The following is a 2,040-nucleotide window of genomic DNA, read 5'->3' as shown; positions in this document are numbered from 1 at the left end:
CCACCGCACGCGGACTCAGATTCTGCGGCGGCAGCAACTTCGCTACGATTGCCGCTCGGCGTTCTTCGGAATACGCACTCATCACTCAGTTCCTCTCGCCCCCAGATGTGTTAAGAAAGATAGCAGGGGCAGGTGACACTTATCCTGACACTGAGGGGAACGGACGGGGCGCGTGCTCTACTCGGTCTTCAAGGAGGTCGGTTTCGCGACCTCTCTGCGCGATGGCCCCTATGCCGACACGGGTTTGGGGCAGGCATTCCGTCAGGCCGACAAGGCCGCCCCGGGGCAGGCCGCCATCATCGATTTCGCGAGCTATTTCCCTTCCTACGAAGCACCCGCTGGGTTCGTCTCGGCCCCCGTTCTGAATGCCCAGGGCCAGAGGCTGGGGGCGGTCGTCTTCCAGTTTCCGATCGGGGAACTGAACGCGATCATGACCGAGCGCCAGGGTTTGGGGGTGAGCGGCGAAACCTATCTGGTGGGCGGCGACCATCTGATGCGTTCGGATTCCTTCCTTGATCCGATCCATCATTCGGTGCTCGCCTCCTTCCGGAACCCCCAGACCGGGCAGGTGAGAACGGTGGCGGTCGACGAGGCATTGGCCGGGGAGTCCGGAGCGCAGATCGTCATCGACTACACTGGCAACCCGGTGTTGTCCGTCTATCGTCCGCTGTCGGTCGGCGACACCACCTGGGCGTTGCTGGCGGAGATCGACGAAGCCGAGGCCTTCGCTCCGATCCGGCAAGTACGGCGTCTGACCCTGGGCGTCCTGTTCCTCGCGGTCGTCGCCATCGTCCTTCTGGCGCTGCTGGAGAAACGCGCGATCACCAGACCGCTCGGCGGGGAGCCCGGCGATATGCGCCGCATCGCCGAGGCGATCGCCGATGGCGATCTGACGCTCGAACTGCTCCAAACCGCCCGGGAGTCCGGCGTCTATGCGGCCTTGCGCCGCATGAGCCATACGCTGCGGCGGATGGTCGCTCAGGTCGCCGAGATATCCGATGGTTTGGCGACGACGGCCGAGGAGACCTCCAACATCAGCGATCAGACGAGCCGCAGCATCGGCGAGCAGGAGCGCGATACCTCGGTCGTCGCCACCGCCATCACCCAGATGTCGGCCTCGGTGCAGGAGGTGGCCAGGCACGCGGAGGAGAACTCCCAGGCCTCCCGCTCGGCCGTTTCCGAGACCGAGCGCGGGCGCCAGATCGTCTCCGAGACCATCGCCGACATCCAGGGACTGGCCGAGAGGATGGAGTCGATCACGGCCGTGATCGGATCCGTCGCCGACAGCAGCGCCCGGATCGAGACGGTGGTCGAGGTGATCCGCAACGTCGCCGAGCAGACCAACCTGCTCGCCCTGAATGCGGCGATCGAGGCCGCGCGAGCCGGGGAGCAGGGCCGAGGCTTCGCCGTCGTGGCCGATGAGGTCAGGTCCCTGGCGCAGAAGACCCAGGAATCGACCCGGCATATCGAGGAGATGATCGGTGCGCTGCAGCGTCACTCGACTCAGGCCGCCTCCGAGTCGCAATCCGGACGGGACGCGACGCACTCGGCCGCGGTGGCCGCGAGCCGGGCCGGAGATGCGCTTGAGACGATTCTCCAGGGAATCCACCGAATCTCCGACATGAACCTGCAGATCGCCAGCGCGGCCGAGGAGCAGTTCCAGGTTGCCGAGGAGATCAACACCAATGTCACCCATATCGGCATCGCCGCCGAGCGAACCTCGGGAGGGGCGCGCGAAACGGCGGAGGCCAGTCATCAGCTCGCGGTCATGGCCGAGCGGCTGCGGGCACTGATGGCGGAATTCAGATTGCCTTCCGTATAGGTGCTACATCCCGTGTGATTATGTGCCTTGACGGAGCTATCCCTTGTTCCGAGCCCGCGAGGTGCTAGAGCACGTGGTCCACAAAGCTATCGCTCGCGGAACAGCCCACAGCCCGGGAGCCTGATTGCCGATGGAAATCCGCCTGCATAAGAACGCGCGCACGACCCCAGCGATTCGTCGTGAACTGCAAGCCTCCACGTTACCGAGCAAGGTCCTCG

The 2,040-nt window shown here is 65.0% G+C and carries 1 protein-coding gene; it reads left to right on the top strand.

All coding sequences use genetic code 11. The features are described from left to right. Window positions 1–172: 172 nt before the first annotated feature. On the top strand, window positions 173–1,822 hold the full coding sequence (locus THIDRDRAFT_RS26325) for a methyl-accepting chemotaxis protein (protein ID WP_007043359.1): 1,650 nt from the start codon (window positions 173–175) through the stop codon (window positions 1,820–1,822). Window positions 1,823–2,040: the final 218 nt, after the last annotated feature.

The organism is Thiorhodococcus drewsii AZ1, assembly GCF_000224065.1.
GTDB lineage: Bacteria > Pseudomonadota > Gammaproteobacteria > Chromatiales > Chromatiaceae > Imhoffiella > Imhoffiella drewsii.
The sequence above is the reverse complement of the archived record's forward strand: the minus strand, read 5'-3'. Positions and strand labels throughout refer to the sequence as shown.